The following is a 15,199-nucleotide window of genomic DNA, read 5'->3' on the forward strand; positions in this document are numbered from 1 at the left end:
CAGAAATGTCTGCTTCTGACATAGGATGCGTAAATTCGGGCGACAGATTGGCACGGCGCCGGGCAAGCCGGTTGCCATGGCGAGACCTTAACTTTATCCAGCAGGGAACTTTTATCACAGGCCCTGCCCTCCCTGGCCGTGCTTCCTGTGAATTTTCCCGATTGAACCTATATTCCCGCCATGTTGACCATTTCCAATCTCACCTACCGCATTCAGGGTCGCGAATTGTTCGAGGATGCCTCGCTGGTTTTGCCAACGGGGTCGAAGACCGGGTTTGTCGGCAAGAACGGCACGGGCAAGACGACGCTGTTCCACATTATCCAGCGCCATCTCGGGGCGGATTCGGGCACGGTGGAGCTGGTGCGCAAGGCGCGGATCGGGGCTGTGGCGCAGGAAGCGCCGGCCGGTGAAGAAACCGTGCTCGATGTGGTGCTGGCGGCCGACAAGGAACGCACGGCGCTGATGGCGGAGGCCGAGACGGCGACCGATCCGCACCGGATCGGGGAAATCTATACGCGGCTGGCCGATATAGATGCGCATACGGCCGAGGCGCGGGCTTCGTCGATCTTGAAGGGTCTGGGGTTCGAGCAGGACAGGCAGATGGCGCCGACGCGCGAACTGTCCGGCGGCTGGCGCATGCGCGTGGCGCTGGCGGCGGTGCTGTTTAGCCAGCCGGACCTCTTGCTGCTCGACGAACCGACCAACTATCTCGATCTCGAAGGCACGCTTTGGCTGGAAAAGTACCTGGCCAATTATCCCTATACCGTCTTCATGATCAGCCACGACCGTGACCTCCTCAACAAGGCCGTGTCGTCCATCGTGCATCTCGAGCATCGGAAACTGACCTTTTACAAGGGCAATTACGACACGTTCGAAACCACGCGCCGCATGCAGATGGAGCTCAACAACAAGAGCCGCGAGAAGACGCTGGATCAGATCGCGCATCTGCAGAAATTCGTGGATCGCTTCAAGGCCAAGGCGACCAAGGCCAAGCAGGCGCAGGCGCGCGTGAAAATGATCGAAAAGCTGAAGCCGCCCGAGGCGATGTTCGATGAATATGCGGCGCCGTTCCATTTCCAGCAGCCCAAGGTCGACCTGCCGACACCGATGGTGAACCTCGAAAAGGTGTCCACGGGCTATGGCGACAAGGTGATTTTGCGCAATATCACTATGCGGATCGATCCCGAGGATCGGATTGCGCTGGTGGGCGTCAATGGCAATGGCAAGTCGACTTTTGCCAAATTGCTGGCGGGGGATATTCCGGCGATCGATGGGCATCTGCGCATGGGCAAGAAGCTCGAAATCGCGCATTTCGCCCAGCACCAGATGGACAAATTGAAGCCTGAATGGACGCCGCTGGAGCATGTTGCCGAGATGATGCCGCTCGACAACGAGACCAAGCGGCGCAGCAGGCTCAACCAGATGGGGCTGACGACGAGCCGCATGGACACCAAGGCGAAGAACCTTTCGGGTGGCGAGCGGGCGCGCCTTCTTATGGGGCTCATCACCTTTGGCGGGCCGGGGATGATGATCCTCGACGAGCCGACCAACCATCTCGATATCGATAGCCGCGATGCGCTGGTGCATGCGCTTAATGAATATGAGGGCGCGGTGCTGATCATCAGCCACGACCGTTATCTCATCGAGGCGACGTGTGACCGGCTGTGGATTGCCGAGGGTGGCACGATCCATGAGCTGGATGAGGACCTCGAGAGCTACCAGCGCAGCATTACTTCCAGCAAGGACACCGGCAAGGGTGGCGGCGCGGGCAAGGTGGGCGAGCGCAAGCTTTCCAAGCAGGAGGCTGCGGCCAAGCGCGCGGAACTGGCGCCGCTCAAGGGGCGCATTAAGGATGCGGAAACCAAGATTTCCCGATTGCAGGTGGAAATCGAGAAGATCGACGCGCAATTGGCCGATCCCAAGGTCTACAACGGTGCTCCCGATCGATTGATTGCGCTCGGGAAAGACAAGGCGCGTTTTGCCGCCGACCTGGAAACTACCGAAGAAACGTGGCTGGCGCTGAGCGCCGAGCTGGAGGAAGCGGAGCGCGCATGAACAGGCTCGCCGCCAAGGACGTTGTCTATACGCTCGGCATGCAACGCCACCCCGAAGGGGGATGGTATGCCGAGACCTTTGTCGATGTCGAAGGCGAGAACGGCCGGGCGCATTCCACCGCGATCTATTATCTGCTCGAAGCCGGGGATCATTCGCACTGGCACCGGGTCGATGCGGTCGAGGTGTGGCACTATTACGCCGGTGCGCCGATAGAATTGAACCTGTCGGACGGGATTACCGTCGACCGGAAGGTGCTGGGGTCGGACCTCGGCGGCGGGCAGAGGCCGCAGGTGGTGGTGCCGCGCCATGTCTGGCAATCGGCCAAATCCCTTGGGGACTGGACGCTGGTGGGCTGCACCGTGGCGCCGGGGTTCCGCTTCTCGGGCTTCGAGATGGCCGTCAAGGATTGGGCGCCGGGGCGGTAACCACGGCACCGGGGCCGCGTTGACAGTAACGCGGCATTGGCATCTTGTGGCGGTATCAGTAGCCGAAAGGCAGTTCATGCGTCGCTTGTTCGTTCCGATCCTGCTCGCCCTCACCGTCCTTTTTGCAGGCGGGGCCCAGGCTCAGGACATGTCGGGCTTTTCCAAGCAGCAGCGCGCCGACATCATCCGCTTCGCCGCCAATAACAGTCTTTTCGTGCTCTATCATGAGATGGCGCACCTGCTCGTCGACCAGCTCCGCCTGCCGGTTTTGGGGCGCGAGGAGGATGCAGCCGACAATGTCGCGACCTGGACGCTGCTCAACAAGCGCACGCCGGAGGCTGACAAGGCGCTGGCCGATGCGGCCGAGGGCTGGCTTCTTACCGGCGTCGCCTATGGGAGCGGCAAATATGAAGAGGATTTTGCGGCGGCGCATAGCCTCGACAAGCAGCGGGCCTATCAGATTGTCTGCCTGATGGTGGGGAGCGACGACACGGCCTTTCGGCCGATTGCCAATCAATATGCCATCGGCCGGGACCGGCAGGATTCGTGCTATTGGGAATATGAGCTGGTCGACCGCAGCCTCAAGGGCGTGCTGGAGGACCATACGGTCGATGCCAATGGTTCGAAGGTCAATGTCACCTATCACGATGCCGGCGGACGGTTGAAATTTGCCGCCGATGCCTTCCGCTCGAGCGGGGTTTTCGACGAGGTCGCCGAAGAGGTGCGCGAGAAATATCACCTGCGCCGGCCGGTGAAATTCAATGCGCGGCGCTGTGGCGAGGCGAATGCCTATTATGATCCCGACACGATCGAAATCATCTTCTGCTACGAGCTGATGAAGGATTTCATGGAGCTTTATGCGGCCGAGCTGCCGGACCCCGTAGGCCCTGCCCCGCGGCCTTCGGGTGCGGGCAAGGACAAGGGCGGCTCGAACTAGCATTTTGTCGCGTTTTTAACCGGCGCAATGCTAGCTGGACGCGGACTGAAGCGTCAAAGACCCCTTTCGGAGTTCTCTCCAATGATTTCGCTGCGCAAGACGGCGGCCGTTTCCGTGTGCCTTGCTCTTCTCGCCGCGCCGGCACTGGCGCAGGACGACCAGGTGCTCGCCGATTCCATGGATTTTGCCATGCATGACGCGCTCTACACCATGTATCACGAGGTCGGGCACATGCTGGTGGGCGAGCTTGGGCTGCCGGTGCTGGGCAAGGAAGAGGACGCGGCGGATTCTCTTGCGACAATCTGGCTGCTGACCGACGAGACCGATGACGATAGCTGGAACACGCTGATCGATGCCGCCGATGGCTGGTATTTCAACGCGGTGCAATCGACCGGCTCGGGCGTCGAGGATTTTTCCTATTATGACGACCATAGCCTCGATATCCAGCGGGCCTATGCCATGGTCTGCATGATGGTGGGCGCGGAGCCGGATGTGTTCGGCGAAACCGCGGACAATTACGACATCGATGCGGGCCAGCAGGAGGCCTGCGCCTATACCTATGAGCAGGCGGTCACCTCATGGGACGCGCTGCTGGAGCCGTATCTGGTCGATGGCGAACATGGTGCGGAGATCGAGGTCGTCTATGACGATGCCGGGGACTATGAGCAGTTTGCCGAGGAACTGAAGTCGCGCGGCATTCTGGAGCACGCGGCCAAGCTGGTGATGGACTGGTATGTGTTGCCGGAGAATGTGACGTTCCGCGCGGCTCAGTGCGGCGAGGCCAATGCCTATTTCTCCCCGAGCGATCGGGAGATTACCTATTGCTACGAGCTCGCCGAGCACATGTTCTATCTCTACCTCTATGACATCGCTGGGTGGAGCGACACTGCGGAATAAGGGGCGTGGGGGCTGATGCTTTCCCTTCTAACCTCTGTAACCCCGACCGTCGCTGGAACTGTTCACTTAGGATGCATCCCTACCCCCACCCTTAATCCCTCCCCACAAGGGGGAGGGAGACGATGGAACCGGGAAGACTGAGGCTGTCGCCTCCCTCCCCTTGATGGGGAGGGAATGAGGGTGGGGTGGAGGAGAGCCACAAAGCAGCCACGGTGAACACTCACCGCAGAACCCGGGTGCCATCTCCATATCTCAGGATGGGCCCCGGCCTGCGCCGGGGTGACAATCGGGTGCGGGGCGATTCAGGCGCTTAGCTGAAGCCGACGTAGCGGCCGGGCTTGTGGTTCAGGGCCACTATGAAGTTGAGGACCAGTGCGCCGAGGATGGAATAGAATACCCGGTCGAGAGGCAGGATGAAGAAGGCGGCGAAGAGAATGGCGGCGTCGACGGCGAGCTGGAAATAGCCGGCGCGGAGGCCGAAATTTTCCTGCAGATAGAGCGCCAGGATATTGATACCGCCGACGCTCGCTTTGTGGCGGAAGAGCGAGAGAATGCCGAGGCCGATAAGGCCACCGCCGACCAGCGAGGCAAAGAGCGGGTGGATGTCGCTGATGCCGAGCCAGGTGGGAATCTGGCTCGAAAAATACGAGACGAGCCCGACGCAGATCATCGTCTTCACGGCAAAATGCCAGCCCATGCGCAGGAACGCCAGGGCGTAGAATGGCAGGTTGATCGAGAAGAACAGCCAGCCGAAGGGAATGCCGGTGGCGTATTGGAGGAGCAGCGCCAGACCCGCGGTGCTGCCCGTTGCCAATTGGACTTCGGAATAAAAGGCGATGCCGAGCGAGACCAGCATGGTGCCGATGAGCATGGCGAAGAGGTCTTCGGGCAGGGTGTGACGGCTGGGCGTCGCGAGGTCGGAGGTCATGCCTTTTTCACCCAGCGGCCGTCGCCTTCCTGCTGCCAATAGGTGACTTCGTTGCCATCGCGGAGGGCGCGCCAGGCCTGTCGGGCTTCGGTGACGGCGTCGGGATCGTGGCCGGAGAACATGTAGACGATGCGCCTGTAGCCCTCGGCCGATTGGGGCACGGCGCGATCGACGAAGAAGCGGACCACGGCGCCATTGGGATTGTCGGCTTCGGTCGTCAGCAGGATCGGCTGGTGCGGATCGGTGGGTTCGCCGGCCATGCCATGGGGCAGGAAGGAATCGTCGCGAAAAGTCCAGAGCAGGGAATCGAGGGCTTCGGCGCGCTCGCGCGAACCGGATTCGATGACAGCACGCCAGCCCCGCTCCAGCGTCTTTTCGAGAAGCTGCGGCAGGACCGATTCCAGGGGGCGGACTTCGAGATGATAGAAGAGGACTTCGGCCATGGCGGCACATTATCCGGGCGGTGCGAGGAGCGCCAGCGCGGCAAGCGGGCAACAGGCCTGCACCAATTGCGGTGTGCACAATCCGCGCAATTGTATCGAAGCCGGGTTTGCATCATTGTCCCCTGCAAGCGGGCCAAATGGGCGCCGCAAAAGGATTCTAGCGTAACGGCATGAGACGCCTGACTACCTATCTGGCCCGGCTTTTTGCCACGGATGCGTTGATCCTCACCGCTATCCTGTGCGTGCTGTTGTGGCTGGTGAACTGCCTCAGGCAGTTCGAACTCATTTCGGTCAAGGGCCAGGGATTCGGCACCCTGGCGGTGCAGGCGCTCTATACGATGCCGCCGCTGGCCATGGCGTTTTTCTATATCTGCGTTGGGATCGGCATGATCCGGGCGCTGAGCGCGCTGCAATTGAGCCGCGAGCTGCACATCATCCACGCCACCGGCTCGACGAGCGGCATCTGGCGCGGCGCGGCGACGGTGATCATGGGCGGCATCGTCGTCGTGATGCTGCTCTCGCACTGGCTGGAGCCATGGGCCAATCGCAAATATGTGGAGCTGGCTTCCGAGGTGGCGGCCGATCTCGTCAGCTCGACGCTCAGGCCGGGGCGGTTCACGCAGGTGACGCCGGGGGTGATCCTGCTTATCGGCGGGCGCGAGGCGGGCGGGGAAATCACCGATTTCTTTGCCGATGACCGGCGCATGCCCGATTCCCGCCGCACCTATATCGCCGAGACGGCGCGGGTTTCGAGCGACGGCGAAAACTACGTGCTCGAGCTGCGCAATGGCATGCTGCAATATGTGCAGGATGACGGGCGCTATTCGGAAGTGCGCTTCAGTCGGTATGACCTCAGCGTCGCCAGCCTGTCGCAGGCCGTTGCCGGCGGCGACTCGATGGCCGAGCGCAATAGTCTCGACTTGATCAGCGAAGCCATAAGCACCGGATTCCTGTCGCAGGAGGCGACCAACCGGCTGCTCGACCGCTCGGCGGAGGCATTGCGGGTGATTGGCATCGGGCTTTTCACCCTCGCTATCGGGGCGTTTCCGAGCGGAGCAAGGGCGCGAACGCCCATGCCGATCGAAGCCATGGTGCTGCTGGTGGCCTTCGCCGAACGGGGGGTGGGCACCTATAGTCCGCTCGGCATAGGCACCGGATCGATCCTGCTCATTCTGATTTCGGGCGCGGTACTGGTCTGGCGGCGTTGGCCGCGACGGCCGGTGGCGCTGGTGAGCGCATGACCAGAATCGATTGGCTGGTCTTGAAGCGCCTCGCGAGCCGTATCGGGATGACGGTGTTCATCTTCTACGGACTGATCGCGCTGGTCGAGTCGCTCGACACCTGGCGCTTCAACGTCGTCTCGGAGCGGGATGGCCTGCTCATGGCGCTGGTGATGGTGGCTATGAGCGCCGTGCGCTGGACCATCAAGACGCTGCCGGTGACCGTGCTGATGGGGGCCATTCTCGGCCTTGCCGATCTCAAATCGCGGCATGAGCTGACGGTGATCAAGGCGAGCGGCATTTCCATCTGGCGGGCGGTGCGCGCGCCGACCGTCGTGCTGCTGCTGGTCAGCTTCGTCATTTCTATCGGCGCGGAAACGGTGAGTACACAGATCAATCGCGGGCTCTACCCTACCCCGCCGGGCCTTGCGGCGCTGCTGACGCCGCCGGGCGAAATCTGGCTCGAGCAGGAGGGCGATGGGACGAAATACGTCATCATGGCGCGCTCCATGGCGCCGGGGGGCGCCGAACTCAACGATGTGACGCTGTTCCACCTGGGCAGAACCGATATTCCGCGGATCGAGGCGCCGCAGGCGCTGCTCGAGAACGGCACGTGGCGCATGCCGACCGCGACGGCGCGGACGCCGGAAAAGCCGCCCTATACGATCTATGACTATGAGGTGCCCACCGCCTCCACCCCCGCCGAAATCAGCCTGAAACTGGCTTCGGTCGAGGATATGACCTTTTTCGACATTGTCGATCTTCTGAGCAAGGGCGTGGCCGACCCGCTGGTCAAATCGGCGGCGACGATGCGGCTCTACAAACTTCTCTCGCTTCCACTTGTGCTTAGCGGTTCGCTGTTCATTGCCTTTGCGTTTACCGCAGGTTATCGAAGGGGCACTAGTCTAGGTCCCGCGGTGCTTTATGGCATCGTGCTCGGATTTGTCGTGTTCGTGATTACCGAGATGGCCGACCGCGCGGGGTCGACTGGCGTTCTCGATCCAACTTTCGCGGCAGTCGGACCGGCATTGGTAGCCATTGTGATTGGTGTAACAGTGCTACTGCACAAGGAAGACGGACGGACGTGACGCGAGGCCATGAACATCGAAAAGGCTTTTTGCGCGCACTGCTCGTTGGTGCGTCGCTCTGCCTTTTTGCGCTGCCGGCTGCGGCGCAGGGCCTTGTTCCCCCTGATTTTTTCACTGCCCCGATCGATCCGGCCTCCCCCACCGGGGTCGAAGCCGATGTGCTGACCTTTGACGCCAGGAGCAATACGATCCAGGCATCAGGCGGGGTGGTGCTGAAGTCGAGCGGCTATATCGTGACCGGCGAAACGCTGACCTATGACCGCAATGCCAATTCGGTGAAGATGAGCGGCGCGGTGACGGTGACCGACCCGTCGGGCAATGTGATGGAGACGACCGATCTCGACATCACCGGGGGCCTCAAGCAGGCCTTCTTCAACGCCCTGACGATCACGGCCTATGACGGATCGCGGATTACCGCGGACAGCGCCGATTATGATTCCGTGTTGCAGAGCATCTACAACAATGCGAGCTATGCGCCTTGCGGCGAATGCATCGATGACAAGGGCCGGCGTATCGGCTGGTCGGTCAATGCCAGCCGGATCGTGCATAATTCGGCAGATAATTCCGTCACGCTCGAAAACTCGACTCTTTACCTGCTCGGCGTTCCCGTTGCCTGGGTGCCCTATCTCTGGCTGCCGGACCTCAGCGAATCCGCTTTGTCGCGGGCGCCGCGGCCGACATTCAGCTATAACGAAAAGACCGGCGCGGGCATCGGGGTGTCGGTCAATGTCTATGGCAATAAGTGGACCGATGTCTGGCTGAGCCCGAAATTCTTCTCGCGGCAGGGTTTCCTGCTTGGCGCCGAATGGGTGCAGCGCTTCGATAATGGTTCGTTCCAGGTGAAGGCTTCTGGTCTCAACCAGTGGGACCCTGGTGCATTTGGTACCGAGGTGGGGAATCGCGAGTGGCGCGGGGCGATCCAGACTTCGGGTTCTTTTACCCCGATCGAGACCTGGGAAGTCGGCTGGTCCTATACGGCCTTTAGCGATGCGGCCTATCTCGGCGACTATGAGCTGACGACGGCAAAGTCCTCGACCAATCAGGTCTATGCGACCCATGTCAGCGAGCAGACCTATTTCGACATTCGCCTGCAGCAGTTCAATCAGCTCGGCAATGTGACCCAAGCCAGCCAGGACGCGCAGGGCGCGAACCTGCCGGTGACGCGCTTCGAGCATATCATCGATCTCGAAGACGATATGGGGCGCCTGGCCTTTGAGGGGCACTTGCGCAATGTGGTGCGCAATGCGGACAGCGCGACGACCGTCAATGGTGTGCCTTATGTCTACGGCCACCAGGGCACCAAGACGCATGCGACCCTGCAGGCGAGCTGGCAGAAGCAGATCATTGCCGATGGCGGGTTTGTGTTCACGCCCTATCTCGGAGCACGCGCGGACTTTTCCTATTATGACGGCAAAAGCGTGCTGCTGCCGGGCGAAGCGAGCCTCCTGAGCGCGACGCCGATTGCGGCGATCGATGTGCGCTATCCGTTGATGGCGAGCAATGGCGCGGATGTACATATCATCGAGCCGATTGCCCAATTGGTTTATCGTGGCTCGGACAGGACCATGCTCGGGATCACCAATGACGATGCGCAAAGCTTCGTTTTCGATGATACCAACCTGTTCAGCTACAACCGCTTCTCGGGCTATGACCGGCAGGAGACGGGGCTGCGCGCCAATATCGGCGGGCGCTATCAAGCCAATTTCGACAATGGCAGCTATCTCGAACTGATCGGCGGGCAGTCTTTCCAGTTGGCTGGTGCCAATGCCTTCTCGACCGTGGACCATGCCAATACGGGTGCGGGTGGCGGCATTGGCAACGATGCATCCTACGCGGTGCTGGGCGCCTATGGCTCGTTCACGCCGGGCCTGACCTTTGGCGCCAAGACGCAACTCGATACATCGGCCTGGAAGCTGGCGCGGTTCGGGGCCGGTGCGAGCTATAGCGCCGAAGGCTATGGGGCGACGCTCGACTATCGCTTTATCGGGGCCAATCCGAGCCTTGGGCAGTTGCTCGACCAGCATGAGGTCGTGGGCGGGCTGACCATTCCGGTGGCGGATTACTGGAGCCTCAAGGGTAGTGCGGCCTGGGATCTCAGTGCCAATAGCTGGCTGCAGGTCGGCGGCGGCGTGGTCTATGACGACGGTTACCTGACCTTTGGCGCCAATGCGCAACGCAACGGCCCGACCCATACATCGCCCAATTCGACGAGCGTGCTGGCGACTTTCGCCATCAAGGCGCCGGCTGGGCTCAATCTGGGCTATAGCGGTGCAGTGCCGACGCCCGGCTTCTGATCGGCCGCATTCGGATTTTGGCCGTATTGTTTGGGCAATTGACAGCACATGTTTCGAGCCGCATTGATGCGGCAAACTTTACAATGCGGACCTGATGATGACCTTTGCATTTGTGCGGCGCACCACTGGCGCCATGATCCTCGGCCTCGTGCTGGCGACGGCATCGGCCCTGCCCAGCTTCGCGGCAACCATTGTAACGGTGAACGGCACCCCCATCAGCGACGTTCAGGTCGACCAGCGGCTGCGCCTGTTCAACATGGAAGGCAACAAGACCGGCCGAAAGGGCGCGACCGATCAGCTCATTACCGAAGCCATCCAGATGACCGAGGCCAAGCGCCTTGGCATCAATGTTTCCAATGCCCAGGTCGATGAGGCGCTGCTGCAGATTGCCCGCAATCTCAAGGTGAGCCAGGACCGGCTGATCGAGATGCTCGGCCAGGGTGGCGTCAGCTCGGATACGCTCAAGGATCGTCTGCGCGCCGCTATCGCCTGGAATGCCATTGCCGAGGCGGCCGTGGTGCCCAATGTGCAGATTTCGGACCTGGAACTCGACCAGCAGGCCGCCGCGCGCCTCGCCGATTACCAGGGCTTTGACTATATCCTCAAGGAAATCGTCTTTGTGGGTGCGGGCGCCAGCGGCCGTACGGCGCAGGCCAACCAGTATCGCTCGAACTTCACCGGTTGCGATGGCGCGGTGCAGCTTTCGCTCTCCTATACCGACGCTGCCGTGGTCGATATCGGTCGCCGCCATGCTACCCAGCTTCCCGAAGCCATGGCCAAGGAACTGGCCGGCATGAATGTGGGCGGAATCACCAAGCCGCGTGTTGTCGAAGCCGGCGTTTCCATGCTCGCCATCTGCGAAAAGACGCAGGCGCAGGACCTCACCTTCATGAAGGATGAAGTGCGGGCCGAAGTCGGCAGCGGTAACATGGAAAAGGAAGCTGCGGCTTACCTTGAGAACCTGCGCAAGAACGCCAAGATCATCTACAACTAGCTTTGAGCCGGGCGACACCGCCCGGTGTCATTCCTGCCTAAGCGGGAATCCCTGTTGCAGCGCCCAGACAGAGATCCCCGCTTTCGCGGGGATGACACCGAGGGTGACATGACCTCTCGGTGGAAATGGGCCAAATGAAGCCGCTGGCGATCAGCATGGGCGAACCTGCGGGGATCGGCCCGGATATTTTACTCTCCCTTTATGCACGAAGGCTGGAGCTTGGGCTTCCGGCCTTTGTCGTGTTCGGGCATACCGGGTTTCTGGCGGAGCGGGCAAAGCGGCTGGGGCTCGATATCGCTGTTGAGGCGGTGCGTCCGGCCGATGCCGGCGCGGTTTTTGCGCGCGCCCTGCCTGTGGTCGATATTGCCGGCATGGTGCCCGATCAGCCGGGGCGGCCGGAGCCTGCTTCGGCGCGGGTGGTGCTTGCGGCCATTGAAGAGGCTGTGGCGAGCGTAAAGGCGGGCGAGAGCCGGGCGCTGGTGACGGCGCCGATCCACAAGGGCGCGCTTTATCACGCTGGTTTTGGGCATCCGGGGCATACGGAGTTTCTGGCAGCGCTTTGTGCCGTGGGCGGTATCGAGCCGCTGCCGGTGATGATGCTGGCGCATGAGGAATTGCGGACTGTACCGCTGACCATTCATGTGCCGATCAAGGATGTGCCGGGACTGATCTCGAAAGAGCTCATCGTCGAGACGTTGCGGGTGATGGCGCGCGATTTGCAGAGCCGGTTCGGGATTGCGGCGCCGCGGATTGCCGTGGCGGGGCTCAATCCGCATGCGGGCGAAGGCGGGGCTATCGGGCGGGAAGAGATCGAGATCATCATTCCGGCGCTGGAGCAGGCGCGGGCGGAGGGAATTGCCGCTATCGGCCCCCTGCCCGGCGACACGCTGTTTTTCCCAAAGCACTGGCGGCAATATGATGCGGTGTTGGCCATGTATCACGATCAGGCGCTGATCCCGATCAAGACGGTGGCGTTCGATGCCGGGGTGAATGTGACGCTGGGCCTGCCGATCGTGCGCACATCGCCCGACCATGGGACGGCGTTTGACCTGGCGGGGACGGGAAAAGCCTCGACATCGAGCTTTTTGGCGGCCATAGCCATGGCAGACAAGATGACGACACGGACCGCATGAGCCAGATCGACAACCTTCCTCCGTTGCGCGAAGTCATTGCCACACATGGACTCAGGGCCAAGAAGGAACTGGGGCAGAACTTTCTGTTCGACCTCAACTTAACCGCACGGATTGCGCGCGTTGGCGGGTCGCTTGAAGGCGTTCGGGTGATCGAGGTGGGTCCGGGGCCCGGCGGCTTGACCCGGGCTCTCTTGGCCGAGGGCGCCAAGGAAGTGATCGCCATCGAACGCGATGCGCGGGCGCTGCCCGCGCTGGCGGAGATTTCCGACGCCTATCCCGGGCGGCTGACGGTGATCGCGGGCGATGCGATGGAAATTGACTATCGCACGCTGGCGGACGGGCCGACGCGGATCGTTGCCAACCTGCCCTATAATATCGGCACGCAGCTTCTCACCGGCTGGCTGACCATGGAGCCATGGCCGCCGTTTTTCGAGAGCCTGACGCTGATGTTTCAGCGGGAAGTGGCGGAGCGGATTTGTGCCAGGCCGGGCGAGGATGCCTATGGGCGGCTCGGGGTGCTGGCGGGCTGGCGGACCGAGGCGCGGATTGCGTTCAATGTGGGCAAGCAGGCCTTTGTGCCGCCACCCAATGTGACTTCGGCCGTGGTGCATCTGGTGCCCAAGCCGGTGGAAGAAGGCCTGCCCGTAAAACATGTCGAGCAGGTGACCAAGGCGGCCTTCGGGCAGCGGCGCAAGATGGTGCGGCAATCGCTGAAATCGCTGGGTGTGCCGGTCGAGGGATTGCTGGCGGCTGCCGGGCTCAAGGGCGACGAGCGGGCCGAGGATCTTCCTATTGAGGCGTTTCTGGCCATGGCGCGGGCGCTGCCGGGGTTGAGGTAAAGTAAGGCCCCCTCACCCGGCGCTACGCGCCGACCTCTCCCCCAGAGGGAGAGGTGGGAGAGCTATTGCGCCGTTGGTGGTGTGACCGGTTGTTCTGGAGCGGCAAGCGGCGGGATGAAGGCCAGCTTTATGGCTATCAGTAGGGCCAGAACGATGGCACCACCGCAGACGGAGAGGACGCCGGGCCAGGCCCAGGCCGTCCAGGCGTAGCCGCCGATGGTGCCGAGGGCTGAGGCGCCGAGATAGTAGGCCACGAGATAGAGGGCGGAGGCCTGGGCTTTGCCGACGCGGGCGCGGCGGGTGACCCAGGCGCTGGCGACGCCATGGGCGGCGAAGAAGCCTATGGTCGCGATGGCGAGACCCAGGATGATGACTGAGGTTTCGGGGATGGCAGTGAGCGCCATGCCAATGCCCATGATCGCCACAAGAACCCAGAAGACTTTGCGACGCCCCAGGCGCTGGGAGAGGCCGCCGGCCCAGGTGGAGCTGATGCTGCCGAGGAGATAAACGAGGAAGATTGCCGCGATGGCCGAGTGGCTCAGGAGGAAGGGCGGCAGGGCCAGGCGGAAGCCGGCATAATTGTAGAGCGTGACGAAGCTGCCCATGATGAGGAAGGAACTGGCAAAGAGCCAGGGCAGCGCCGCATCATCGAAACTGGCGCGGCAGCGGCGCCAGAGGTCGGGGAGCGAAATGGGATCGCGGGTCGATTGGCGCGGTTGGGGGAGGAGCACTGCGACGGCAAGGGCCGCGAGGAGGATCAGGGCGGCAAGAATGCCGGTGCCGAGGCGCCAGCCGAGGAAATCGGAGAGGACGCCGGAGATGACGCGGCCGGCCATGCCGCCAATGGCGGTGCCGCCGATATAGAGGCCCATGGAATGGCCGAGGGCATCTGGCGCCATTTCTTCGGAGAGATAGACCATGGCGACGGCGGGAATGCCGGCGAGGGTGATGCCCATCAGCGTGCGGAGCACGATGAGTTGCCACCAGACCTGGGCGAAGGGCAGAGCGGCGCCGAGAATGGCTGTGGTCAGCAGCGCACCGACGATGAGACGGCGGCGGCCGAGACGATCGGCGAGCATGCTGGCCGGGATGAGCGCAAGGGCCATGGTGGCCGTGGTGACGGAGAGCGCCAGGGACGCTTCACCGGCGTCGCGCACCCAATATTGGGCGAACATGGGCAGCAGGGGCTGCACGGAATAGAGCGAGGCGAAGACCGAAAAGGCCGCGAGGAAAAAGGCGGCATTGGCGCGCCTGAATTCACGAGTGCCGCGACGAATGCCGGGCAAGTCGGCCATGGTCAGGCGGGGCCGATCTGGTTTTGCAGGTCGCGGACGAAACTATCGAGATCGCGCTGGCGCTTGCGATCGAGGCGGGCCGAGGCGAGGATGGCGCGGACGCGGGCGACAGACAGTTCCAGGTCTTCGTTGACGAGGACGTAGTCGTATTCGTCGTAGTGATCCATCTCGTTGCGCGCGTTCTTGAGGCGCTTTTCGATGGTGCCGACGCTGTCCTGGGCGCGGCGTTCGAGGCGGGCGCGCAGTTCCTTGATCGAGGGCGGCAGGATGAAGACCGTGACCATATCGGCCCGGCACTTTTCATAGAGCTGCAAGGTGCCCTGATAGTCGATGTCGAAAAGGATGTCGTTGCCGTTGGAGAGTTGCTCTTCGACGAGGGCGCGCGGGGTGCCGTAGAAATTGCCGTGCACTTCGGCGGATTCGAGCAGGCCCCCATCGCGGCGCATCTGCTCGAAGGTCGGCACGTCGATGAAGTGATAGTGCTTGCCGTCGATCTCGTCGGTGCGGCGGCCGCGGGTGGTCACCGAAACCGACAGCTTGATATTGGGATCGGCACCAAAGAGCGCACGTGAAATGGAGGATTTGCCGGCGCCCGAGGGGGAGGCGAGGACGAGCATGACGCCGCGGCGCTGAAAATCCATCTTTGAGGCA

Annotated in this window: 14 protein-coding genes; 10 read left to right on the top strand and 4 right to left on the bottom strand. The window is 62.2% G+C overall.

Annotated elements, in window-relative coordinates; all coding sequences use genetic code 11:
• The first annotated feature begins 180 nt into the window (after nt 1-180).
• From JP75_RS13235 to JP75_RS13250, 4 genes are all read left to right on the top strand, one after another.
• Entirely contained in the window at nt 181-2,055 is a 1,875-nt protein-coding gene (locus JP75_RS13235; protein WP_035083746.1) for an ABC-F family ATP-binding cassette domain-containing protein, read from the top strand.
• A complete protein-coding gene (locus JP75_RS13240) occupies nt 2,052-2,480 on the top strand; it encodes a cupin domain-containing protein (protein WP_035083748.1) in 429 nt (142 codons plus the stop codon). The genes JP75_RS13235 and JP75_RS13240 overlap by 4 nt, the downstream gene beginning before the upstream one ends.
• Before the next feature lie 76 nt (nt 2,481-2,556).
• Nucleotides 2,557-3,417 (top strand): DUF4344 domain-containing metallopeptidase, encoded by an 861-nt coding sequence (locus tag JP75_RS13245; protein ID WP_051960681.1) that lies wholly within the window; start codon nt 2,557-2,559, stop codon nt 3,415-3,417.
• Nucleotides 3,418-3,498: 81 nt separating this feature from the next.
• Nucleotides 3,499-4,314, top strand: a complete 816-nt coding sequence (locus JP75_RS13250; protein WP_035083749.1) for a DUF4344 domain-containing metallopeptidase — start codon at nt 3,499-3,501, stop codon at nt 4,312-4,314.
• 310 nt (nt 4,315-4,624) lie between these two features.
• Here the strand turns inward: JP75_RS13250 and JP75_RS13255 are convergent, their stop codons facing one another.
• Nucleotides 4,625-5,242, bottom strand: coding sequence for a DUF6198 family protein (locus tag JP75_RS13255; protein WP_035083751.1), 618 nt, complete (start codon nt 5,240-5,242; stop codon nt 4,625-4,627).
• The gene (locus JP75_RS13260) at nt 5,239-5,685 is read right to left on the bottom strand and encodes a DNA polymerase III subunit chi (RefSeq protein WP_035083753.1); all 447 of its coding nucleotides are present in this window, start codon (nt 5,683-5,685) and stop codon (nt 5,239-5,241) included. The genes JP75_RS13255 and JP75_RS13260 overlap by 4 nt, the downstream gene beginning before the upstream one ends.
• Nucleotides 5,686-5,855: 170 nt before the next feature.
• On the opposite strand from JP75_RS13260, the gene JP75_RS13265 reads away from it, so the two are divergent.
• The 6 genes from JP75_RS13265 to rsmA all read left to right on the top strand — a co-directional run bounded on the left by JP75_RS13265 (nt 5,856) and on the right by rsmA (nt 13,253).
• Nucleotides 5,856-6,926 (top strand): LptF/LptG family permease, encoded by a 1,071-nt coding sequence (locus tag JP75_RS13265; protein ID WP_035083754.1) that lies wholly within the window; start codon nt 5,856-5,858, stop codon nt 6,924-6,926.
• Nucleotides 6,923-7,993, top strand: coding sequence for an LptF/LptG family permease (locus JP75_RS13270; protein ID WP_152565838.1), 1,071 nt, complete (start codon nt 6,923-6,925; stop codon nt 7,991-7,993). The genes JP75_RS13265 and JP75_RS13270 overlap by 4 nt, the downstream gene beginning before the upstream one ends.
• Before the next feature lie 29 nt (nt 7,994-8,022).
• Nucleotides 8,023-10,287, top strand: a complete 2,265-nt coding sequence (locus JP75_RS13275; RefSeq protein WP_152565839.1) for an LPS-assembly protein LptD — start codon at nt 8,023-8,025, stop codon at nt 10,285-10,287.
• A 97-nt stretch (nt 10,288-10,384) separates the two neighbouring features.
• Nucleotides 10,385-11,281: a peptidylprolyl isomerase gene (locus JP75_RS13280; RefSeq protein WP_160194690.1), complete on the top strand. Its 897-nt coding sequence runs from the start codon at nt 10,385-10,387 to the stop codon at nt 11,279-11,281.
• Nucleotides 11,282-11,415: 134 nt separating this feature from the next.
• On the top strand, nt 11,416-12,414 hold the full coding sequence (gene pdxA / locus JP75_RS13285; RefSeq protein ID WP_035083761.1) for a 4-hydroxythreonine-4-phosphate dehydrogenase PdxA: 999 nt from the start codon (nt 11,416-11,418) through the stop codon (nt 12,412-12,414).
• Nucleotides 12,411-13,253, top strand: coding sequence for a 16S rRNA (adenine(1518)-N(6)/adenine(1519)-N(6))-dimethyltransferase RsmA (gene rsmA, locus JP75_RS13290; RefSeq protein WP_035083762.1), 843 nt, complete (start codon nt 12,411-12,413; stop codon nt 13,251-13,253). Before pdxA ends, rsmA begins: the two co-directional genes overlap by 4 nt.
• A gap of 62 nt (nt 13,254-13,315) precedes the next feature.
• Here the strand turns inward: rsmA and JP75_RS13295 are convergent, their stop codons facing one another.
• Entirely contained in the window at nt 13,316-14,548 is a 1,233-nt protein-coding gene (locus JP75_RS13295; protein ID WP_035083764.1) for an MFS transporter, read from the bottom strand.
• A 2-nt stretch (nt 14,549-14,550) separates the two neighbouring features.
• Complete coding sequence (gmk, locus tag JP75_RS13300; RefSeq protein ID WP_035083765.1) at nt 14,551-15,189, bottom strand: guanylate kinase; 639 nt, start codon at nt 15,187-15,189, stop codon at nt 14,551-14,553.
• Between the last annotated feature and the right edge of the window lie 10 nt (nt 15,190-15,199).

It is taken from the genome of Devosia riboflavina, from assembly GCF_000743575.1.
Classification (GTDB): Bacteria; Pseudomonadota; Alphaproteobacteria; order Rhizobiales; family Devosiaceae; genus Devosia; species Devosia riboflavina.